This window comes from Pseudomonas sp. MF08831, assembly GCF_059862645.1.
Window position 1 is genome coordinate 1 of record NZ_JCBCUX010000018.1, and the last position, 21,392, is coordinate 21,392.

General features: G+C 54.2%; 19 protein-coding genes and 3 pseudogenes. 13 read left to right on the plus strand and 9 right to left on the minus strand.

Annotated elements, in window-relative coordinates:
• Positions 1-98: IS3 family transposase (locus AC19YS_RS28070; RefSeq protein ID WP_146186410.1), on the plus strand; the 98-nt coding region annotated here is incomplete at its 5' end.
• 245 nt (positions 99-343) lie between these two features.
• On the opposite strand, the pseudogene moaB reads toward AC19YS_RS28070, so the two are convergent.
• Positions 344-868 (minus strand): annotated as a pseudogene (gene moaB / locus AC19YS_RS28075) (molybdenum cofactor biosynthesis protein B).
• A gap of 253 nt (positions 869-1,121) precedes the next feature.
• Here moaB and mobA point away from each other — a divergent pair.
• From mobA to AC19YS_RS28110, 7 genes and pseudogenes are all read left to right on the plus strand, one after another.
• The gene (mobA, locus tag AC19YS_RS28080; RefSeq protein ID WP_200625419.1) at positions 1,122-1,712 is read left to right on the plus strand and encodes a molybdenum cofactor guanylyltransferase MobA; all 591 of its coding nucleotides are present in this window, start codon (positions 1,122-1,124) and stop codon (positions 1,710-1,712) included.
• A 133-nt stretch (positions 1,713-1,845) separates the two neighbouring features.
• A pseudogene (locus tag AC19YS_RS28085) lies at positions 1,846-2,712 on the plus strand (LysR family transcriptional regulator).
• Positions 2,713-2,939: 227 nt separating this feature from the next.
• Positions 2,940-3,821 carry a formate dehydrogenase accessory sulfurtransferase FdhD gene (locus AC19YS_RS28090; RefSeq protein ID WP_500603144.1) on the plus strand — a complete coding sequence of 294 codons (882 nt, stop codon included), beginning with the start codon at positions 2,940-2,942 and terminating at the stop codon, positions 3,819-3,821.
• A 121-nt stretch (positions 3,822-3,942) separates the two neighbouring features.
• Positions 3,943-6,021, plus strand: a complete 2,079-nt coding sequence (locus tag AC19YS_RS28095; protein WP_500603145.1) for a putative bifunctional diguanylate cyclase/phosphodiesterase — start codon at positions 3,943-3,945, stop codon at positions 6,019-6,021.
• A gap of 431 nt (positions 6,022-6,452) precedes the next feature.
• Entirely contained in the window at positions 6,453-6,629 is a 177-nt protein-coding gene (locus tag AC19YS_RS28100; RefSeq protein WP_200625422.1) for a DUF2897 family protein, read from the plus strand.
• 159 nt (positions 6,630-6,788) lie between these two features.
• Positions 6,789-7,787 carry a GTP 3',8-cyclase MoaA gene (moaA, locus tag AC19YS_RS28105; protein ID WP_500603212.1) on the plus strand — a complete coding sequence of 333 codons (999 nt, stop codon included), beginning with the start codon at positions 6,789-6,791 and terminating at the stop codon, positions 7,785-7,787.
• A gap of 33 nt (positions 7,788-7,820) precedes the next feature.
• On the plus strand, positions 7,821-8,726 hold the full coding sequence (locus tag AC19YS_RS28110) for a bestrophin family protein (RefSeq protein ID WP_500603146.1): 906 nt from the start codon (positions 7,821-7,823) through the stop codon (positions 8,724-8,726).
• 115 nt (positions 8,727-8,841) lie between these two features.
• Here the strand turns inward: AC19YS_RS28110 and AC19YS_RS28115 are convergent, their stop codons facing one another.
• The 8 genes and pseudogenes from AC19YS_RS28115 to AC19YS_RS28150 form a co-directional block, all read right to left on the minus strand.
• A complete protein-coding gene (locus AC19YS_RS28115; RefSeq protein WP_500603147.1) occupies positions 8,842-11,604 on the minus strand; it encodes an ATP-dependent Clp protease ATP-binding subunit in 2,763 nt (920 codons plus the stop codon).
• Positions 11,605-11,914: 310 nt separating this feature from the next.
• A pseudogene (locus AC19YS_RS28120) lies at positions 11,915-12,097 on the minus strand (Dyp-type peroxidase); the annotation flags it as partial.
• Positions 12,098-12,290: 193 nt separating this feature from the next.
• The gene (locus AC19YS_RS28125) at positions 12,291-12,530 is read right to left on the minus strand and encodes a hypothetical protein (protein ID WP_200625425.1); all 240 of its coding nucleotides are present in this window, start codon (positions 12,528-12,530) and stop codon (positions 12,291-12,293) included.
• Between the two features lie 61 nt (positions 12,531-12,591).
• Positions 12,592-12,753 (minus strand): DUF2474 domain-containing protein, encoded by a 162-nt coding sequence (locus AC19YS_RS28130; protein ID WP_200625426.1) that lies wholly within the window; start codon positions 12,751-12,753, stop codon positions 12,592-12,594.
• Positions 12,740-12,877 (minus strand): hypothetical protein, encoded by a 138-nt coding sequence (locus AC19YS_RS28135; RefSeq protein ID WP_200625427.1) that lies wholly within the window; start codon positions 12,875-12,877, stop codon positions 12,740-12,742. The genes AC19YS_RS28130 and AC19YS_RS28135 overlap by 14 nt, the downstream gene beginning before the upstream one ends.
• The gene (gene cydB, locus AC19YS_RS28140; RefSeq protein WP_200625428.1) at positions 12,864-13,880 is read right to left on the minus strand and encodes a cytochrome d ubiquinol oxidase subunit II; all 1,017 of its coding nucleotides are present in this window, start codon (positions 13,878-13,880) and stop codon (positions 12,864-12,866) included. The genes AC19YS_RS28135 and cydB overlap by 14 nt, the downstream gene beginning before the upstream one ends.
• Positions 13,881-13,895: 15 nt before the next feature.
• On the minus strand, positions 13,896-15,317 hold the full coding sequence (locus AC19YS_RS28145; RefSeq protein ID WP_200625429.1) for a cytochrome ubiquinol oxidase subunit I: 1,422 nt from the start codon (positions 15,315-15,317) through the stop codon (positions 13,896-13,898).
• A gap of 113 nt (positions 15,318-15,430) precedes the next feature.
• On the minus strand, positions 15,431-17,755 hold the full coding sequence (locus AC19YS_RS28150; RefSeq protein ID WP_500603148.1) for an FdhF/YdeP family oxidoreductase: 2,325 nt from the start codon (positions 17,753-17,755) through the stop codon (positions 15,431-15,433).
• Between the two features lie 443 nt (positions 17,756-18,198).
• Here AC19YS_RS28150 and moaA (AC19YS_RS28155) point away from each other — a divergent pair, with 443 nt between their 5' ends.
• The 5 genes from moaA (AC19YS_RS28155) to moaE are packed head-to-tail and all read left to right on the plus strand — an operon-like array spanning position 18,199 to position 21,348.
• Positions 18,199-19,197 carry a GTP 3',8-cyclase MoaA gene (gene moaA, locus AC19YS_RS28155; RefSeq protein WP_200625431.1) on the plus strand — a complete coding sequence of 333 codons (999 nt, stop codon included), beginning with the start codon at positions 18,199-18,201 and terminating at the stop codon, positions 19,195-19,197.
• A gap of 39 nt (positions 19,198-19,236) precedes the next feature.
• Entirely contained in the window at positions 19,237-20,136 is a 900-nt protein-coding gene (locus tag AC19YS_RS28160) for a bestrophin family protein (protein WP_200625432.1), read from the plus strand.
• Positions 20,137-20,149: 13 nt separating this feature from the next.
• Positions 20,150-20,644, plus strand: coding sequence for a cyclic pyranopterin monophosphate synthase MoaC (gene moaC / locus AC19YS_RS28165; RefSeq protein ID WP_200625433.1), 495 nt, complete (start codon positions 20,150-20,152; stop codon positions 20,642-20,644).
• The gene (gene moaD, locus AC19YS_RS28170; protein ID WP_500603149.1) at positions 20,641-20,892 is read left to right on the plus strand and encodes a molybdopterin converting factor subunit 1; all 252 of its coding nucleotides are present in this window, start codon (positions 20,641-20,643) and stop codon (positions 20,890-20,892) included. Before moaC ends, moaD begins: the two co-directional genes overlap by 4 nt.
• A 3-nt stretch (positions 20,893-20,895) precedes the next feature.
• On the plus strand, positions 20,896-21,348 hold the full coding sequence (moaE, locus tag AC19YS_RS28175; RefSeq protein WP_500603150.1) for a molybdopterin synthase catalytic subunit MoaE: 453 nt from the start codon (positions 20,896-20,898) through the stop codon (positions 21,346-21,348).
• Positions 21,349-21,392: the final 44 nt, after the last annotated feature.

Genomic DNA, 21,392 nt, shown 5'->3' on the forward strand with positions numbered 1-21,392 from the left:
TAGAGGACTACATACACTACTACAATCATTCGCGAATCAGGCTGAAGCTAAGTGGCCTGAGCCCTGTGGAATACAGGACTCAAGCACGGCGGGCATAGAAGGCGTCCAACATTTCGGGGTCAGATCAAAATTAGGTGGACACCATCGCCTTTGGCGTCGGGGTCAGGAAGGTGAGTTGGCCGGACGGTTACGATGCATCGTCCCACAAGCTGATGGACGGTGGGACGATGGTCGGCCGGGTGCTGAACGCAAGACCGATGGGCAAACCTGCGCATGGCAATTTCCGGGTGTAGTCACAGCAGTTTGGCGGTTGCATCTTCCACTGACATGAGTGGTGCCTGACTCATCCCCGACCCCTGCAGAGTTGCACAGATTTGAGATGAGGGTCTATGACGCGCGTCCAACTGTTCTGTCAGGATTCCTTCCCAAGCAGTTCTACACGCGCCTGTCGAGCCGGGCAAACAGCAGACCAGTGTGCCATTTGCTAGTCCAGCCAACGCTCGACTCGACTCTGCACGGTAGAAGTGCAAATACTGAGGATGGATATCACCCTAAACAACTCACCAAAACCATCGATTTGCTTATCTAGCAAACAGCTCAATGCTTCAGGCGTACTATCGCGGCGAGTTAAGCCAGTTCCCCCAGTAATCAACACAACCTGAATCTGATCGTCAGCGATCCACGTCGCGACCTGAGCACGGATTTTGTACAGATCATCTTTGAGCAGGTTACGCTCACTCAGAATATGAGCCGCCTCCGGCAATCGACCAACAAGCAACTGTCCAGAAGTATCGTTGGGATATTATCGAGTATCACTGACAGTCAGCACCGCTATACTTAACGGTGTAAACAACGCATCCGATTTCACACTAACTTCATTCTCCGCCAGGCGGCAATGAAAACAATTCCCACAGAATAAAGCGCTAAAGCAGTCGCTGTCTAATCGTTCTGACCAACCATTCCATCGAACGCATCTATCGAGATATTTTTTCAGAAAATGACTGAGCCATAAGCGATTTTTCACTGATAGGGCCAACTGATTGATTGGTCGAGACTTACTATTGGACGGACACGAAAGGCAGTGAGATCCTCTACAAACCTAATTATCCGTACTCTAAACAATGATACTTACGCACTCCATCGCAGCATCATGTGCTCCCTGCTCAGTGTTACTACTTGCTGGTGGGCGTGGGGCGCGTATGGGCGGGCAAGATAAAGGGCTGCTGCCTTGGAAAGGCAAACCGCTCATCGAGCATGTACAGGCTATCGTTCGCCCCTTCACCGATGATTTGATCATCTCCTGCAACCGTAATGACATTACGTATCGGACCTATGCCGATCAATTGGTCAAGGACTCACAGAAGAACTTCCCAGGACCTCTGGCTGGTGTCCTGGCAGGTCTGGCTGCTGCGCATCATGGCTGGCTATTGGTTCTCGCCTGCGATGCACCGAAAATAGACGCTCCCCTAATCAAGGCCCTGCTTGAAGCCCGCTCTGCATTCGCCTCACCGCTGATGGTGCAGCAGGGCGAAAAATGGCAACCCATGTTTAGTATGATCCCCAAGGTATTATTGGCGGGGCTACAGCAAGACTGGAATGATGGCGAACGAAGCTTATTACGTGCTCTTTTGAGGCGCTACCCAAAGGCGTTGAGATGTGCCGAGGACGATCCACGCCTGAGTAATTTCAACACCCCCGAGCTACTTAGTTAAGCTCTATCTGTGCCCATCAAAAATTGCACACTATTTCCCTAAGAGGGGTCGGCTCACGCTTTTCAAGCACTCCGTAGGCCCTGAACACCTGAGTCAACACTGAAATTATTTTTATCCCTCAGCAGATGCTATTTTGGACATCAAACAGCTCAAGTTTCTCATCGCATTGAAATAGACTCGTCACTTCGGACAGGCTGCTACGCGTTGCACACTACTCAGCCGACACTGCAATGCGCCTGTACAATCTTGAGGACTAACTAGGTCTGAAACTTGTCACTTGAGGTCAGCGCCTTGATGGTTTCACCAAGGCTGGTGAACGAGTATTAGCACGGGTAAGAACACTGCTGGCGGCCCACGATGCCTTGTTCGCCGAAGCCGCTGCGTGCCGTGGCCAGTTAGTAGGTAATTTACGCCTACGTCACGCCCCACTTAGCGGTTTTAATTCCAATACGTTTACCGAGCTCAAGTTCAGTCTGTCATCTATTAGTTCAGACCGCCTCATCGAGGGCGTTGGCAATAATCGATTAGATCTTGGTATCTGTTATATTGAACATGTGAGCCCGGCCTATTTTGACTGTTCTTGAAATAGGAAAGACTCACCTAGGCTTGCTGTATGACAATCGCCACTTCCATTTCGAAGGAACAGAAATGAGCTGGCGGGGATTCCACCGAGTTGCCACTGGGGACGATCAGCAATGGGATGCACTATCGAAGATTCGTCGACCTGAGTTTCCGAAGTTGCGAGCTTAACCTACAACCAATGCTCGAAATCGACTCGTCCTTTCAGTTGTTCCAAGCAGCTCACGAAGGCTTTTGCTGTGCCAGCATGCCACTAGACACGGGCTAGGCAAGCCCTCTTCAGAGCTTAGCTTTCATCGATCTGCCAGATGCAAGTGCTCTCGTACCATTGGGCGTCGTTATGCGTAAAACCGAGCCTCGCTCAGTAATCGCCGAGAAGTGTTTTGCCGAAGCAAGAATGCTTTTCACACTAAAGAACTGACAGAAGGTGAATTTGGTTTTATTTATACGCTGCTGCCTGGCAGCCAGCGGCGTAATTTTTAACGTTCAGATTGAAAAAATGGCACTATAATTTCTTTAAAATTAATGACTTATGAATACTTTCGATGCTTGATAGATAACAACAATCACTATATCAAAACAAGCGATTGGACGCGATGCTCGGCTGTTCATAACGTGATCAGAATCTAGGGTATCGAGTGTTTTGACATGCCTTACCGAATCGATGAGCCTTCTGATCAGAACGATGCAAATGCACCGGCACCTAAGCCTCTGACCGTGAGGTATCATGAGTATGGTTCGCCCGCACTTGTCTTAGACGCGGCCTTAGAATCTGAAATCGCTTTAGCCATCACTTATAATGGTCTGAATCAGGCCGTAATGATGGTGTCCCCTGGCAACATCGAGGATTTCATCCGAGGTTTCAGCGTTAGCAACGACTTCGTTGAAGGTCTGAACGAAATCTACGATATCCGTCTCTCTCATTTTGATCAGGGTTGTCAGGCAGATGTACAGATCTTAAGTCGCGCGTTCTGGGCACTGAAAGACCACCGGCGGCAATTGGCGGGCACTAGTGGCTGTGGATTATGCGGAGTTGAGGCGCTGGAGCAAGGACTTCCAAAACTTGATATTCTCCCCCTCACCACCCGTCCTCCTGCAGCACACTTCATAGGCCTACGTGCGCGTATAGAGAAAGCGCAGATAGTGGGTAAAAGCAGTGGCGCTCTGCATGCGGCGCTATACTTCGATGCTAACGGCCTAGCACTTTTATGTAGAGAAGATATCGGACGCCATAACGCTCTGGATAAATTGATAGGTGCTGTACAACATACGCAAATCGATGCTCGTTGCGGTTTCATTGTAGTGACATGCCGATGCAGCCTTGAGCTAATTCACAAAGCGGCAAGGGTTAAATTTGGAACCTTGGTCAGCTTGTCAGCACCAACGTCATTAACCGTGCAATGGGCTCTAAAGTACCGCCTCAATTTAATTCATGTCCCTTATCGAAGCGTACCTCGGATTCATAGCCCAATAGAATTTGGGTCCGCCAATAATAAACGCAGACTTAAATTTAACTTTCAGCATACCTAACCAAGCTCAGTCTGATGATTTTGACATGACCTGAGTATATTCAACTGGTGATTGGTGAAAGGTTTTCGATCCGTTTGAATGCATCAACCTAGTCGTTGGCCTCATCAGGAAAGGGGTGTTTATGCTTATCAGTAGTTATAACAGCGTTTTAGTCGCTTTTTCTCTGATTGTTGCCATTCTTGCCTCTTACACGGCTCTCAACATGGCGAGTCGCGTATCCAGTTCAACCGGAGGCTCATCAGTTTTATGGCTGATCGGCGGATCGTTCGCGATGGGGTTTGGTATCTGGTCGATGCATTTTATCGGAATGCTCGCATTTAATCTGCCAATATCCTTAGGGTATGACGTACCACTTACACTGCTGTCGTTACTGATTGCCATAGCCTCATCAGCTTTTGCCCTCTGGCTGGTCTGTCTGGAGGATCTACCTTGGGCTCGGCTCTGCTTAGGTGGTTTGCTTATGGGAATCGGCATTGCTGCCATGCATTACACCGGGATGGCAGCAATGTTGATGACGCCGAGTGTGATCTATGTACCCTGGATATTTTTCCTATCTATTGCTATTGCGATTCTTGCTTCGGGGGCCGCCCTTTGGATTGCTTTCCGTCTACGTAAAATGTCAAAAGGGACTGCGTATGCACGTATAGGTGCGTCACTCTTAATGGGTTGCGCCATTGTCGGTATGCATTACACCGGGATGGCGGCTGCGCAGTTTCCTACTGGCAGTTTCTGTGGCGCGTCGAACAACGGGATCGATACTAAGTGGTTAGCAGTACTGGTGATCGTAGTAAGCCTGGCGGTATTCGCCATCGCGCTGATAATTTCCATGTTGGATGTACGCACTAATCTGTTAGCAACCTCACTCGATAATGCCAACAGTGAACTGATTCAGCTAGCATTGCATGACAATCTTACCAAGTTACCCAATCGTGTCCTGCTGAATGATCGATTAGGACAAACTATTCAAAAAGCTGGGCGAGAAAATCGCTATTTCTCAGTGTTATTCATGGATTTGGATGGTTTCAAGACCATCAATGATGTGTACGGACATCACGTTGGCGACCTGCTCCTGATAGAAGTCTCACGGCGAATTTTACACACCAAACGCTGCGAGGATACCGTCGCACGCTTAGGTGGCGACGAGTTCGTGCTATTGATTGATCCGGGGGATCCTGAAGATACAGCGGCGCTGGCACAAAGGCTGATTGAGAACATTGGCACCCCCTATAATATCTCTCATCATACCCTACACATATCAGCGAGCATTGGTATTGCATTGTTCCCTAATGATGGACTTACCGCGCACGAGTTAATGATCAGTGCAGATGCTGCGATGTACCACGCCAAGGAAATGGGTCGGAACGGTTACTGCTTCTTCGAAAGCGCGATGAACATCAACGCCCATGAGCAGATGCAACTTCAACATGACATGCGCAAGGCACTTGAGCAAGACGAATTCCTGCTGTACTACCAACCTAAAATGCTCGCCCCCAACGGTCCGATGATCGGCGTCGAAGCTTTGTTACGTTGGCGAAGTCCTGAACTCGGCCTAATCCCGCCCGATCGATTTCTACCACTTGCGGAAAGAACCGGTTTGATTATTCCCATTGGAAATTGGGTAATTGACGAAGCCTGTCGACAAATACGTGAATGGCACGACGAAGGCCATCAGGACTGGAGTATTGCGATAAATTTATCCACAGTTCAGCTGGGGTATCCCGGTCTAGTGAAAGTCGTGCGTGAAGCACTGGAGCGTCATTCGCTTAATCCCCAACACCTGATTCTTGAGGTTACAGAATCTACGGCCATGCGGGATGCTGAGGCTAACCTGGTGATATTAGAGCAACTATCAGCATTGGGACTGAGCATTTCCATCGACGATTTTGGGACTGGCTACTCAAGCCTGCTCTATTTGAAACGATTACCCGCCGATGAACTGAAAATCGACCGCGGATTTATAACCGAGTTGGCTCAAGGTAATGATGACGCAGCGATTGTTTCAGCAATTATTGCACTTGGGCATACGCTAGGACTGAAAATTGTGGCTGAGGGTGTGGAGACAGTAGAGCAACAGGAGTTACTTACCCGTTTAGGTTGCAATACGTTACAAGGATTTTTGCTTGGCAGTCCTTTACCAGCTGATCTGCTGCTCAAAAGCCTGACTGTAGCGACACGTGCCGACCACGCGGTGAAAGATTGAACTGCTTCAAACTAGTTTTCACTTCAAATCGCTTAGGGGCTAGCCCAACATAACGCTATACCATTTGGGACTGCCCCCATCCATTACCCAGCGCTGCAGTAGGAGCGGCAGTTACCTACTCCACATAGATCCTTAAGTGCGAAACTGCCGCATACTGCCTCTGCTTAGAGCTTGTGACGCGACATCTTCCTCTGGGTACGGGGTGTCTTGGGATTTAGATTAACCGGTAGGCAAGTCATCGCCTGTGCAGAGTCACAGCCTAGCGTTAGGCTACCGCCGCTGACCAGTCGTCGTAGCCCCAGCAGGACTGGGCTCCCTGCAAAACCACTAAAAGGAGACACATCTGCAACCGTTCTAGACTAAAGAAAGAGCGCACCAACCAATCATGGACGCTTGACCAGAAATACTACGTACGAACACAGGAGAGCGTTATGCCTTGGTATGCCTGGTTGATTATTGCCATTGCGTTTTTATCGATCATCGGAGGTTTGCTGATTCTGCGAGATACCGCGCATAGGATTGAGTTGACCGTTGAACAGCGTAAACGAGTGGAGGAGCGTAATGCCGAAATGGACGCTAGGGACGCTGAAAGCGTCGAAAAGCGCTAACGAATCTTGAGCCGTCGAACCTGGAATACCGTGCCGTTTGACGCCTCTCGGACACCTGCCTATGCTTAAATTTCACCCCTTCCTCTCCTAGATTGGCTCCAAAGCATGCTTTCGCCTCGACACCGATAATCACAATGAAAAGGTACGGCAAAAGTGGACATACCAAACAATGAGCTAGTCGACAGCTTCAATCGCAAAATCACGTACCTCAGGATGTCGGTGACTGATCGCTGTGATTTTCGTTGTGTTTACTGCATGGCAGAAGACATGCAATTTCTACCTCGTCAGAGCATTTTGACGCTGGAAGAACTATTCCAAATAGCACAGCAATTCGTGGCTTTGGGCGTGCAGAAAATTCGACTGACGGGCGGAGAGCCACTGGTACGAAACGGTATTGTTAAATTGAGTGGTCAGATCGCCGCGTTACCAGGTTTGAGAGAGCTGTGCATGAGTACTAATGGCTCACAACTCCCCCACATGGCGAAGCCCTTGCGTGATGCTGGCGTATCTCGCCTGAACATCAGCTTGGACAGCTTAAATAGCCAGCTTTTCAAATCACTGACAAGAACAGGCGATCTGAGCCGCGTGATTGCTGGAATCGACGCCGCCCTTGCCGCCGACTTTCGCCACACCAAACTTAACTGTGTAGTGCTCAAGGGGCGTAATGATACGGAAGTGGTCGACCTGGTGCGATTTGCCATCGATAGACAGCTAGACATTTCCTTCATTGAAGAAATGCCACTGGGCGTCATCACTGAACACCAACGCAATGAGTCCTACTGTTCAAGTGACGAGGTTCGAGCGCGTCTGAGCGAAGTCTTCACTTTGATCGAGTCAGCCGAATCCACCCAAGGCCCATCCAGTTACTGGCGGATCGCAGAAGCACCCAATATCAGAATTGGCTTCATTTCACCCCATAGCCATAACTTTTGCGGGAGCTGTAATCGAGTGAGAGTAACGGTCGAGGGGCGACTGCTGCTGTGCCTGGGTAACGAACACTCAAGCGATCTGAAACAGATTCTTCGCAGCTACCCCGCAGATGGCGAACGGCTCGACAGAGCCATCCGTGACGCTATGAAGCTGAAGCCCTACAGCCATCATTTCGAGACCAATGGCGACGTGCAGATTCTGCGCTTCATGAACATGACGGGTGGTTAACTTCCAATCCTTTCATTCGCTTGCGGGGCAACCATGATCGTTCATCCCAAACCAAACATGCTAAACGTTCTGGTTACGTTGAAAGGATCTATCGCTAAACGTATCGTTCGGCGAAGCATCATGGTCACCGTCCTGGCTTCCATCATCGTATTGATTGAAAGCATGCATCCTGCTTTCTTCTCAGGCGTCAACGCCACACCTTTCACTCTGCTAGGCCTGTCACTGTCCATCTTCATGAGCTTTCGCAATTCCGCTTGTTACGATCGGTGGTGGGAGGGACGCAAGGAATGGGGAAGAATCATCATCGAAGTACGCTCTTTCATCCGCGAGAGTTTTGTCATTCAGGACACTGAGTTAAGGGAAAGGATGCTGTTGGGATTGTGTGGGTTCGCTCATGCGCTTAACGCAAGGCTTCGCAATGAAGATGAGCTGAAAGCTGCTCGACCTTGGGTACCAGGCCTTCTGATCAAGATCACCCCGACCTTCAACATCAGCGATGGCATTTTGCAAGAAACCGGAAGGGAGTGTTCACGCCTGGCTCAAGAAAACATAATCAGTGAATGGCGATATGTGACGCTGGAGCAGCGATTAACCGGCTTGTGTGAGGCCCAGGCAATTTGCGAGCGTATAAAAAATACCCCCCTTCCCTTTCCATACACATTGCTCCTGCACCGCACTATCTATCTCTTTTGCATACTGCTGCCCTTTGCGCTGGCCGAACCTTTGGGGTGGATTGCGCCAATTTTCACTGCGATAGTCAGCTATACATTTTTTGGACTCGATGCCATCGGAGATGAGTTGGAGGATCCTTTTGGACGGGATGAAAACGATCTCCCCACTGATGCCCTCGTTCGAGCGATTGAACGAGATATCTTGAGTGCCATTGGCCGTACCCATGTCCCCCCTCCACTCCAACCTGTTGACTATGTCCTAAGCTAAAAGGCGGTCTGTGAACCACCTGAACTTTTCGGCTAGCAATACCTTGATGAAAAGCGAAGCAGGCCTGTGATCAATACATCCTCAGGCCCGCTCCTCAGTCGATATTGGTTTTACGTCAAGTTCCAGTGCCCGCCGTAGAAGCTAAATCATCGGGTTGCTTTGGCTGATCTGCCGGCGGGCTAGTCTTTTCAGAAGCCTTCGGTTCATCAACCTGCACCTTGTTGAAGATCACTTCATCGCGCCCCTTGTCATAACCCAGCTCAACGCTGTCGCCGGCTTTGAGCTTGTCAGCAAGCATCTCTTTGGCAAGTCGCGTTTCGACGGTTTGGCGAATCTGCCGTTTCAATTCGCGTGCGCCAAATTCGGGCTGGTAGCCAACATCGGCCAGGTGGTCAACAAGCGAGTCATTGATTTTCAACGTGATGTCCTGCGCTGCGGCGGTTCGAGTCACACGGTCGAGCTGGATGCCCACGATGGCCCGGATATTGTCGCGGCTCAAGGCATGGAACACGATGATGTCGTCGATACGATTCAGGAACTCGGGACGGAAATGCCCTTTGAGCACGTCCATCAGCTCATCGCGCAAGGCTTTATCAGTGAGACGCTCATCCTCCGGACGTTCCAGGTTCTGCATGATTACAGAAGAACCCAGGTTGCTGGTGGCAATGATGATGGTGTTGCTGAAATCCACGACGCGCCCCTTGCCATCGGTCAATCGACCATCATCGAACACCTGCAGCAGTACGTTGCTGACATCGGGATGCGCTTTTTCGATTTCGTCGAGCAGAATCACGCTGTAGGGCTTGCGGCGTACGCGCTCGGTCAACTGCCCGCCCTCGTCGTAACCGACGTATCCGGGTGGTGCACCGATCAGCCGGGCCACCGCATGCTTCTCCATGTACTCGGACATATCGATACGAATAATCGACTGTTCGTCGCCAAATACAGTCTCTGCCAGCGCCTTGGCCAACTCGGTTTTACCGACCCCGGTAGGGCCGAGGAAAAGAAACGTTGCAATCGGCCGATTGGCTTGCCCCAACCCGGCACGCGATAGACGTACGGCGTCACTGACGGCGAGAACAGCGTCCTCCTGACCCACCAGGCGATCACGCAGAGTGTCTTCCATCTTGAGCAGCTTTTGCCGCTCTTCTTGCGTCAGCTCGCTGACAGGGATGCCCGTAAGGCGCGAAACAACATCAGCAATCGAGGCCATCGTGACCTCCAGGGTTTCAGACCCGGTCTTGCGCTGCCAAGCCTCGGTTTCCTCCTCCAGCTGTGCTTGTTTCTGGTTGATGCGCTCCTCAAAACCCTTAGCCTCATCAAAGCGTTTGCGCGAAGTCGAATAATCCTGCTCGCGTTTCAACTGGGTGATTTCAGCTTCGAGTTCCTGGATGCTCGCGGGTCTTGAGCTGGAGCTGATGCGAACACGCGCAGCCGCCTGATCGATCAGATCAATCGCCTTGTCCGGCAAGAAGCGCGAAGTGATGTAACGATCCGATAGTTCTGCCGCAGCGACGAAGGCTTCATCCGCAAACGTGACCTGATGGTGCGCCTCAAGCTTGTCGCGCAGGCCACGCAAGATAATGATGGTTTGATCGACCGTAGGCTCTGGTACCAGCACCGGTTGAAAGCGTCGTTCAAGCGCGGCATCTTTTTCGATGTGCTTTTGGTACTCATTGAGCGTCGTCGCGCCGATAAGGCTGAGCTCGCCTCGAGCCAATGCAGGCTTCAGAACGTTGGCAATGTCCAGGCCGCCCTCTTCTGCCCCAGCCCCGACGATGGTGTGCAGCTCGTCGATAAACAAAACCAGCTCCGAGCTTTTCGCAGTTACCTCATCCAGCAGTTGCTTGGCCCGTTCCTCGAACTCCCCACGGTATTTGGAGCCCGCCACCATTGAGTTCAGATTCACCTCAACCAGTCGTCGACCACGCAGAATCTCAGGAACATCACCTTTTACGATGCGCTGTGCGAGGCCTTCTACAATTGCTGTCTTACCGACTCCGGGTTCTCCAATGAGCACCGGATTGTTCTTCCTACGGCGGGCGAGCACCTCAATGGTGTTTTCGATTTCCTGCGCACGCCCAAGTACCGGATCAAGCTTGCCCTCACGGGCCAACGCCGTTAGGTCTCGACCGAACTTGTCGAGCGTCGGCGTCCCAGTCGGGGTATCTACCCGGCCATCCTCGGCGCCTTTGCCCACGACCTTGACCACTTTCTGCCGCAAGGCTTCGGGGGTGACTCCATATTTTTTTAACAGTGTGCCGGCGATACTCTCCGGTACCGCCGACAACCCAATCAACAAATGCTCCGGGCCTACGTATGAATGTCCGAGGTCTCGGGACGCCTGGAACGCAAAATTGAAGACTTTCTTCAGACGTGGTGAAACGGTCATCTGATCGACTGGCGACTCGGCACTGCCGCGCTGCGCGTGTTGGTCGATGTAGCCCTTGATTTCGTCGGGAGAGAGCTTCAACTCCTTGAGCAATGCCGTGCCCACATCGGTATCCGCCAACACATACAGCAGGTGCTCGGTGTCGAGTTCGCTGCGGTTGAGTTCCTGGGCCTTCTCTGCAGCGCGCTGGAGGATTTCCATCGTCTGGGAGCTGAAGGCGTCGGTTGCGTCTACGGACTCTCTGGGCACCTGTGCAGAAAGCCTTAGATCATCATCTCCTTGATCCGAGCGGCCGCCCACGCTGTCAAAGAAACGGGACATACCACCGCCCAGCAATGAGTCAAACGGATTCAGCATGCTTTGATGACGGACGAGTTGGCGGTAATCGTGATCGCAAATGGACATTGTTTTTGCTTGGCCATTTTGCGATACCGTCACCCGCGCAACGGCTGGTCTCGCATTACATATTTCGCAGAGTGTAGCCATGATGAGTTGTCTCCAAGGGTGGATAACACGGGCTCAATCAAATGGATCTACTTCCTTGTAAAGGTACCTACCGAATCCAGGTATGAAATCCGCGTTGCAGTGAGATTATTCATAAACCCTTTGCAGGGAGTGGTTGCATCATTTCTTGAGGAGCAGCCACCCGATCAAGATAGTAGGGTTCTCATCAAAGCGCTCTATGAGTCATCAGCGATGCCGACGAACGAGATTTTTAGACGTTTTAGCTCTCCCCGCACGTTGAGGGTCAGATACGCGATTGACCCGCCTTGGAGCGAGCAACGCTAAAAAGGAAAGAAGGTTTTCCGTCGAACCTATTTTCAAGCATCAGTTCGAGTGGCTCAGGTGAGCGCGTGTAACCGATGAAAAGAGTCCCAAACTCACCTGCACCAGGCCGTCCAAACGCCATGTTGTCACGCAAGATTTTCACCTCCTCGCCCTCCTTCGTAATCGTCGTCAAAGAGCTGTGCGAATTGCTCACACACCACATAGTCCCAGCTACTCTTGTCAAGTAAGGTGCGGGCCTGCTTTTTTGCGCGCCTGAATCCATAGAAGTGAAAGGCATTCGAATTGCATTTTTTAACCTCTATTAATAGATATTGAGGCCAGACTCGGATCAGATCATTCGCCTTACCAGCATCATGGATACTCCCCTGGCAACCCAATACCCGTTATCGAGACAGAAAGCTCACCCAGCGATCAGCAGCATCTTGCGCCTCTTTAAACGCCTGCTCATAACTCTCCCAATGAGCTCCCTCGACAAAGGCTTCGGGGGAAGTTGACCCTGTCAGGGTCAGCGTAGCCCCGACAGGTATATCGAGCGGCGGACTCCAACTGAAGCCAATCTGTACCACAATTCCTTTTTTTGTCTTGTATTCAACGGGATGTGTTTTATCAATACGTTCCGACATGTTGCTCTCCTTGATCCGGCGCCACCTTGAGCGCCGGACTTTTATGGGGTGAAATGCCCTCTTAATGGCTGGTCATACCGGCCATGTGCATCATCCAGCGAAAACCACTGGCTACGATGCCGAGTGCGACCACACTGGCGAACCAAATAGCGATCAGCCAAAACACCCGCTGGTACCAGGGGCCTGGCTTATGTTGGTTTTGCGACACTTCAGAGCGTTCCATGGGTCAACTCCATCGTCAGGGCCGTCGTGGCGGCCAACATGATCAGCCCACCTAAAAACAGCAGGCTCAACTGCGCCACCTGTTTGTAAAAAGGCAGCGGTTTTTCAGCCTTAATGGTAGCCATCGCCAATCCTCACTTTTCCGCGGAACACGTAGTAACTCCAGCAGGTGTACATCAGGATGATCGGCAAGATGAACAGGGTACCGATCAGGATGAACAACTGACTGGAAGGTGGCGATGCGGCATCCCACAGGCTGATGGACGGCGGCACGATGTTCGGCCAGATGCTGAAGGCCAGGCCGATGTAACCCAGGAAGACCAGCACCAGGGTGAATACGAACGGCCAGTGGGAGTGATGTTGACGCAACGTCTTCAGCAGCCCGACCAGCGCGAGTACGCCCAGTAGCATCAGCCCTCCGAAGACCACGATGTGCGCATGGGAGAACCAGCGCGTGGCGATTTCTGGATGCAGCCAGGGTGTCCACACGCACAGCACGGCCACCACTGCCATCAGGGCGAACGCCAAATAGCGGCTGAACAGGCGCATCCGCGATTCAAGCATGCCTTCGGTCTTGACCAGCAACCAGGTGCTGCCCAGCAGTGCGTAGGCCACTACAAGCCCCACGCCGCAGAACAGCGGGAATGGCGACAGCCAGTCCAGCGTGCCTCCGGCAAACTGGCGATTCAGTACCGGGATGCCGGCAATGTAGGTGCCGATCACCACGCCCTGGCAAAAGGTTGCCAGGAACGAGCCGCCGATGAACGCCATGTCCCAGATGTGCCGCTTCTGCGGGCTGGCCTTGAAGCGAAATTCAAACGCCACACCGCGAAAGATCAGCCCCGCCAGCATGAAGATCAGCGGCAGGTACAGCGCCTCCAGGATCACCGAATACGCCAGTGGAAACGCACCGTACAACGCTGCCCCGCCGAGGATCAGCCAGGTCTCGTTGCCGTCCCACACCGGCGCAACGGTGTTCATCATCACGTCGCGCTCCTGCTCGTCCGGGATCAACGGAAAAAGAATGCCCAACCCCAGGTCGAAGCCATCCATGATCACGTACATCATCACCCCGAAGGCAATGATCACGCCCCAGATCAACGACAGGTCTATACCTTGAATGCCCATGTGTAATCCCCTTGATCAGTTGATGTGGTCGCCGGACGCCAGCGTCTCGGTGACAGCGGACAGGGGACGGCGTGGCGTGCGCTCCTGGCCGGGGCCGCCCTGAGGCGGATGGTCGTGATGGGGCTGCGGGCCCTTGCGTACCAGCTTCATCATGTAGCCGATACCCACGGCAAATACCGAGAAGTAGATCACCACAAACAACGCCAGCGAGATGCTCAACTGCGTGACGGTGTGATTGGACGCTGCATCGGCAGTGCGCAGCAGCCCGTAGACCACCCACGGCTGGCGACCGACCTCGGTGGTGATCCACCCGGCCAGCATTGCGATAAGACCGGTTGGCCCCATGAACAACACCAGGCGCAGGAACAGGCGGTTGCGATACAGCGCGCCATTTCGACGCAATGCAAGCCCCAGCAATCCGGTGAAGATCATCAACATCCCGAGCCCGGCCATGATCCGGAAGCTAAAGAAAATGATCGTTGAGTTCGGCCGATCCTCTTTAGGGAAGCTCTTGAGCGCCGGGATCTGTTTATCCAGGCTGTGGGTCAGGATGAGGCTGCCCAGGTAAGGGACTTCGATCGCATAACGGGTCTTTTCGGCGTCCATGTCGGGAATGCCGAACAGCACCAGCGGCGTCGCCTCGTTACCGACGTTCTCCCAGTGCCCTTCGATAGCGGCAATTTTCGCCGGTTGATGCTCCAGGGTGTTCAGGCCATGGGCGTCACCGACCACCGCCTGGATTGGCGCCACGATCAACGCCATCCACATCGCCATCGAAAGCATCTTGCGCACCGGTGGCGTGTCGTTCTTGCGCAGCAGATGCCAGGCGGCCGACGAACCGACAAAGAACGCGGTGGCGACAAACGCCGCAATGGCCATGTGCGCCAAACGGAACGGGAACGACGGGTTGAAGACGATGGCGAACCAGTCCAACGGCATGACCCGTCCGTCAACGATGGAAAACCCCTGTGGTGTCTGCATCCAGCTGTTGGAGGCCAGAATCCAGAACGTGGAGATCAACGTACCGATGGCAACCATGACCGTGGAAAAGAAGTGCAACCCACGCCCTACTCGGTTCCAGCCAAACAGCATTACGCCCAGGAAGCCCGCCTCTAGGAAGAATGCAGTCAACACTTCATAGGTAAGCAACGGCCCGGTGATGCTCCCGGCAAAGTCAGAAAACCGACTCCAGTTGGTGCCGAACTCGTAAGCCATGACCAGGCCCGACACCACGCCCATGCCGAAGTTGACGGCGAAGATTTTCGACCAGAAGTGATACAGGTCCTTGTAGACCGAGTTGTTGGTTTTCAGCCACAACCCTTCAAGCACGGCCAGGAAACTGGCCAGGCCGATGGTGATGGCGGGGAAGATAATGTGAAACGAGACCGTGAACGCGAATTGAATTCGCGCCAGGTCCAGCGCCTCAAGATTGAACATGACGATACCCTCATAGTGGTCAAGCCCGGTTGCCTTGGGCCTCGCGGCCCGTGACGCACGGTGTCCAGTGATCAGCAAAACCCGGGGCGACGCTCAGGCCACCCCGGTCCGGCTCAAGCGCCGAGGGACTGAATCAGGTTGCTGGCCGGCGCAGGTTCAAGCCGAATGGCGATGAACTTCGACGTCGGGGTATAGGTGCGGTCGCCATAGCTTTCCAACGGCACCAACGGGTTGGTTTCCGGGTAATAGGCAGCGGCCTGGCCGGCTGGAATATCGTAGGCAATCAACGTGAAGCCGCTGACCCGACGCTCCCGGCCATCGCCCCACAGCGACACCATGTCGACCTTTTGCCCTGGCTCGTAGCCCAGCTTGCGAATGTCCTGCTCATTGACGAACACCACATCGCGCATGCCATAAACGCCGCGATAGCGGTCATCGAGCCCGTACAACGTGGTGTTGTACTGGTCGTGGGAACGCATGGTCTGCAGGATCAGGTCCGGCTTGACGTCGAGGTTGCGTACGCCTTCGCTGACCAAGTGAGCGGGCAGCACGCTAGAGGCGAACTGGGCTTTACCGCTGGCGGTTTTCCAAATGCGTTGCGCCGCGTTGTTGCCCAGGTGGAAGCCGCCAGGGTGCAGCAGTTTTTTGTTGAAGTTTTTGAAGCCGGGAATGGTGTCGGCGATTAAGTCACGGATACGGCTGTAGTCAGCCACCGCCCAAAGCCAGTCGATCGGATGTTTGCCCAGCGTTGCATTGGCGATCCCGGCGATAATGGCCGGCTCCGAGCGCATCAATGAAGACTTGGGTTTGAGCTGGCCATGGGAAATGTGCACCATGCTGAAGGTGTCTTCCACCGTCACGCCTTGCGGCCCCTCTTCCTGCATGTCGATATCGGTACGGCCCAGGCACGGCAGGATCAGGGCTTCGCGACCGGTCACCAAATGGCTGCGGTTGAGCTTGGTGGCGATATGCACGGTCAGGTCGCAATTGCGCAACGCGGCATGGGTGCGTGGGGTGTCCGGCGTCGCCTGCGCGAAGTTGCCGCCCAGGCCAATGAACACTTTGGAGCGCCCATCTTCCATGGCTGCAATCGCCATTACCGTGTTGTGGCCATGGCGACGTGGCACCTTGAAATCAAAGCGTGCTTCCAGCGCATTGATCAACTCCGGTGGCGCCAGCTCGTTGATTCCCATGGTGCGGTCGCCCTGCACATTACTGTGCCCACGCACTGGCGACAGCCCTGCCCCCGGCCGGCCGATATTGCCGCGCAACAGCTGCACGTTGATGATTTCCTGCACGGTCACCACCGAGTGCGTGTGCTGGGTCACGCCCATCGCCCAGCACATGATGACGCGTTTGGCGCGGCGGTACATGCGCGCAGCGAGCTCGATGTCGGCGAGGCTCAGGCCGGATTGCTCGACAATGTGTTCCCACGAAGTGGCGTCCACTTCCGCCAGGTAGCTCTCGAGGCCCGAGGTGTGTTCGGCAATGAATGCACGGTCGAATACGGCCTCGCCATTGTTCTCCAGCGCATCACGCTCCCATTCCAGCAGGAACTTGGCGATGCCACGAAACGCGGCCATGTCGCCCCCCAGGGCCGGACGGAAGTACGCCGACGAGGTGGGTTCGGAGCCGTTGGTGAGCATCTCCAGCGGATGCTGCGGGTGCTGGAAACGTTCCAGACCACGCTCTTTGAGCGGGTTGAAACAAATCACCTGGGCGCCCCGCTTCACCGCCTCGCGCAGTGGTTCGAGCATGCGTGGGTGATTGGTGCCCGGGTTCTGCCCGATGACGAAAATCGCATCAGCCTCCTCCAGGTCATCAAACGTCACCGTGCCTTTGCCTACGCCGACGCTGTCGTCCATGCCCAGGCCGCTGGCCTCATGGCACATGTTCGAGCAATCGGGAAAGTTGTTGGTACCGTAGGCGCGAACGAACAGTTGATACAGATAAGCGGCTTCGTTACTGGCGCGGCCCGAGGTATAGAACTCTGCCTGATCCGGCGACGTCAGCTCCTTGAGGTGCTTGGCGATCAAGGCAAAGGCGTCGTCCCAACTGGTTTCGACATAACGGTCCAGCGAGGCGTCGTAACGCATCGGGTGCGTCAGGCGCCCCTGATATTCAAGCCAATAATCACTTTGCGCCGCCAACTGCGACACGGTGTATTTATTGAAGAATGCCGGGTTGACCAGGCGCCCGGTGGCTTCCCAGTTAACCGCCTTGGCGCCGTTCTCGCAGAACTTGACCATACCGTTTTCCGGCGACTCGCCCCACGCACAACCCGGGCAGTCAAAGCCGCCATTCTGGTTGGTCTTGAGCATCGCGCGGATGTTCTTGAACGCGTTTTCACTGCCCAGCCAGTTTTTCGTCACCGCAATCAGTGCGCCCCAACCTGCAGCCGCCCCCTTGTACGGTTTATAACGCTCAACTTCGCTCATGGTATTTCTCCAAGACTTCACACGTAGGCGGCGGCCTAACTTAAAGCCCTTATTAATGGTTTTTTTTCAGGCATCGCAAAACGCAAAAATATTTATAAATAACTAAACATCATTTGCGCCGACCCGTTTCACGGGCTCTACTTCGGGTTACGCGTTCAGACTATGCGCGCCTAAATTCCCTGTCTAATCATAAATAATGACCACATCATCGAAACCATCTATCAATATGAATAGTCTGTTTTTTCAACAAGATACAACCATAAAACCGCAGCAAAAATACAAATAAATCCTCATAGATTTCGTCGATCAGCCGGTTACTAATAGTGATTAGACGAACTTCAAAAACAACATTAGCCTCAACACAAACAAGGCTCTTATTCCTATCGAGCCCCCAAAAAACCAGCGCCCTGACTACGCTCAATGAGTCGCTGCCGGAGGTTTTAATGACCGACCAGATCTTGATGGATAGTTTTTCTCGCCGGGTCGACTACCTCAGGATGTCGGTGACCGACCGCTGCGATTTCCGCTGTGTGTATTGCATGGCTGAAGACATGGAATTCCTGCCGCGCCAGCGCATCCTCACGTTGGAAGAGCTTTATCAGTTAGCTGAAAGTTTTGTGACGCTTGGCACGCGAAAAATCCGCCTGACCGGCGGCGAACCCTTGATCCGCCCGGGCGTGGTTGAGCTGTGCCGGCGCATCGCGGCGCTTCCCGGCCTTCGCGAGTTGTGCATGACCACCAACGGCTCACAGCTGGGCAAGCTGGCCGCACCGTTGTTCGATGCCGGGCTCAAACGCCTGAACATCAGCCTCGACAGCCTGGACCCAAAGCGCTTTCGCGAACTGACGCGCACCGGTGACTTGGCCAAGGTGATCGCCGGTATCGACGCGGCGAATGCGGCGGGTTTTCAACGCACCAAACTCAATTGCGTGGTGATGAAGGGGCGTAACGATCACGAAATCAACGACCTCGTGGCGTTCGCCATCGACCGGGGCGTGGATATTTCGTTTATCGAAGAAATGCCCTTGGGCGTCATCAGCGAACACAGCCGTGCCGAGGCGTTCTACTCCAGCGCGCAAGTGCGCGAGCGTATCGCCGAGCGCTATACCCTGATCGACTCTGCGGAATCGACCCAAGGCCCTTCACGTTACTGGCGCCTGGCCGAGGCGCCGCATATTCGCCTGGGCTTCATTTCCCCGCACAGCCACAACTTCTGCGGCACGTGCAACCGCGTGCGACTGACCGTTGAAGGCCGGCTGCTACTGTGCCTGGGCAACGAGCATTCGGTCGATCTCAAGGAGGTCCTGCGCCGTTATCCAGGTGAGCCGCAACGACTGGAGAGTGCCATTCTCGACTCGATGAAACTCAAGCCCTACCGGCATAACTTCGAGCTCAACGATGAGGTGCAGGTTGTCCGTTTCATGAACATGACGGGCGGTTAACCGCCCGGTTTTCCCTCTTTTTGCAGAAGGCTGTAGCGCATGATCGTCCGAGCCAAACCCAACCTGATCGGTGTCTTGATTTCGCTAAAGGGCTCCGTCGCCCGGCGCATCGCACAACGCAGCCTGCTGGTGACACTGCTGGCCTCGGCGATCGTGCTGGTCGAGACCCTGCACCCAGCCTACTTTTCCAGGGTCAACGCCACACCGTTCACGCTGTTGGGCTTGTCACTGTCGATCTTCATGAGCTTTCGCAACAATGCCTGCTATGACCGCTGGTACGAAGGGCGCAAAGCGCTCGGCGTGATGGTGACGCAGGTGCGCGCAATGATTCGCGAAACCCAAGTCATTAAGGATGCCAGCCAGCGCCGTGACATCCTGCGCAACCTGTGTGGATTCGCCCACGCGTTGAATGCCAGGCTGCGTCATGAAGACGAGTTGAGCGTGGCGGAGCCTTGGCTGGACCGGCTGCCCTCAGTCAACACGCCCAACATTCCTGAAAGCATCATTGGCCGCGTCACCCAGCAATGCTCGACGCTGGCCGAGTCGGGGAACATCAGCGAATGGCGCTACCAGGTGATGGCCGGGCACTTGAGCGACCTGACCCGTACACAAACGGTTTGCGAGCGCATCAAAAGTACCCCGCTGCCCTTCCCCTACACGCTGTTGTTGCACCGCACCAGCTACATGTTTTGCATCTTGCTGCCCTTCGCAATGGCCGAGCCATTGGGTTGGCTGACGCCACTCTTCACCGCGATCGTGAGCTACACGTTTTTTGGCCTGGATGCGATTGGCGATGAGCTGGAAGACCCCTTTGGTTATGACGAAAACGACCTGCCGACCAATGCCATCGTGCGCACTATTGAACGCGAAGTCCTCCACGCCAATGGCGCGACAGAACTGCCTCCCGTGCTGCAACCCATCGATTTCATTCTGAACTGATCCGAGGTCCCCCATGCACGAACACCCACACTCACTGACACATCTGGACGCTGCCGGCCGGGCTAGCATGGTCGACGTCACTGACAAGATAGCCACCACCCGTGAAGCCCAGGCCCAGGCTTGGGTGCGTATGCAGCCGTCGACCTTGGAGTTGATCCAGCACAATGGACACCCCAAGGGCGACGTTTTTGCGGTCGCGCGTATCGCCGGGATCATGGCGGCAAAGAAAACCCATGAACTGATCCCGCTCTGCCACCCGTTGATGCTCAGTTCGATTCACCTCGAACTGCAGGCCGTCGAACCCGACCGTGTGAGGATCGTCAGTACCTGCCGGCTCACCGGCCAGACCGGCGTCGAACTCGAAGCCCTGACCGCAGCCAGCGTGGCAGCCTTGACGATCTATGACATGTGCAAGGCGGTGGACCGGGGGATGATCATTGACCGTATCCAGTTGCTGAAGAAAGAGGGCGGCAAGTCGGGGACTTTTATCGCCGGTGAAGCCCAATGATCCTGGTCAGCTACTTTGCGCGTTATCGCGATCAACTGGGCAGCGGTGGCGAAAAAATCACGCTGGATGAGTCTTTGCGCACCATTGAGGACGTCAGGCAACGACTGTGTGCCCGAGGTGAGATCTGGCAGCAAGTGCTGGGTGAGTCCAGCCTGATGTGCGCGCTGAATCAAGAACTGTGTACGCCAAACGCGGTGATAGAAGACTTCGACGAAATTGCGTTCTTCCCACCCGTGACCGGAGGTTGATCCATGCCTGTGCAGGTTCAGACGGCGCTTTTCGATCTGGGTGAACTGACCCGCAGCGTCCACGCCGAAGACCCAGGCGTCGGCGCCGTGGCCACGTTCGTGGGTTATGTGCGCGATATCAACCAAGGGGACCAGGTCAGCGAATTATTCCTTGAACATTACCCGGGCATGACCGAGCGCTCCTTGCAATTGATCGTCGATCAAGCCCATGAGCGCTGGCCATTGCAACGGGTGAGCATCGTGCACCGTGTAGGCGCGTTGAAGGTCGGTGAGCCCATTGTCTTTGTCGGCGTGGCAAGTGAACATCGGCAGGCCGCCTTTGACGCCTGTGCATTCCTGATGGACTACCTAAAGACTCGCGCGCCGTTCTGGAAGCGTGAACAGACGCCGGCGGGTGAGCGTTGGGTCGAGGAAAGGGAAAGTGATCGGTTGGCGCAGGAGCGCTGGGCGGTCTAGAGGCTTGTTGTGGCGAGGGAGCTTGCTCGCCACAGTCAGCGCAC